The following is an 872-nucleotide window of genomic DNA, read 5'->3' as shown; positions in this document are numbered from 1 at the left end:
CCAGCGGGATCGTCACCCCCCTGCTGATCTGGCTGCCCACCCCGACACGGGAGTCCAACCTGCGGACGGCGGTGATGACCGTGACCCCAGGCGGGCTGGTGCGCAGCGCCGCCCGCAGGTTGGTCTCCCGTCGCGCGGTGGGCAGCCAGATCAGCAGGGGGGTGACGATCCCGCTGGCGGCGGCGAGGCGGCTGTAGGCGGGTAGCTTCGCGAGGACGCGGGTGAGGGGTTCGGTGCCGCGGTCGACTTCGACCATCAGATCAAGGCGGCGTGTCCCGTCGATCCAGACGCCGTAGCCGTCGGGGCGCACGATGCGCCCCCAGGTGTCGGCGGCGCGCCGTTCGGACCACCAGGCGACCAGGCCGCTGCCGGCGGGACGGGCGCGGCTGGCGTGAACCAGCGCGGCGAACAGGGTGTTGGTTTCGACGAAATGGGCGAGGCGGACCCCGTGGGCGAGGGCGTGCAGCCGGTCGCGGCGGTAGCCCAGGTCCTGCACGGTGAGGCCGCGTTCGGCGGCGAGGATCGCGGCGCCAGCGGTGCCGAGGATGTAGTGCAGCGGGGCGGCGACCAGGCTGTAGTTCGGGTGGACCCGGTCGACGACGCCGAGCTGGTGCAACGTCGCGAGGCGCATCCGGGTCTGGCGGTCGCCGTCGAAACACAGCCGGGTGATGTGCCGGCGTGTCAGCACCTGATGTTCGTGGAGCATCGCGAGGAGCCACCGGTCGCGGGGAGTCAGCCGGCTGGCGAGTTCCAGGAGCAGCGCGTCCCGGGCCCGCGCCGCGGGACGCCGGACAGACCGGGTCATGCCAGGGCCCCGCCGGCCGGCCCGGGACGGGGATTGGCGGCCGGGGGGGCCCTGGCATGACCCGGTC

At 74.0% G+C, this 872-nt stretch carries 1 protein-coding gene; it reads right to left on the bottom strand.

All coding sequences use genetic code 11. The annotated features are described in order from the left end of the window. Nucleotides 1-805 (bottom strand): replication-relaxation family protein (locus C1A33_RS26605; RefSeq protein ID WP_101834342.1); only part of this gene is annotated, 805 nt, incomplete at its 3' end. Between the last annotated feature and the right edge of the window lie 67 nt (nucleotides 806-872).

It is taken from the genome of Frankia canadensis (genome assembly GCF_900197875.1).
GTDB classification, from domain to species: domain Bacteria; phylum Actinomycetota; class Actinomycetes; order Frankiales; family Frankiaceae; genus Frankia; species Frankia canadensis.
Note: the sequence above shows the minus strand (reverse complement) of the source record. Positions and strands in the feature narration are given on the sequence as shown.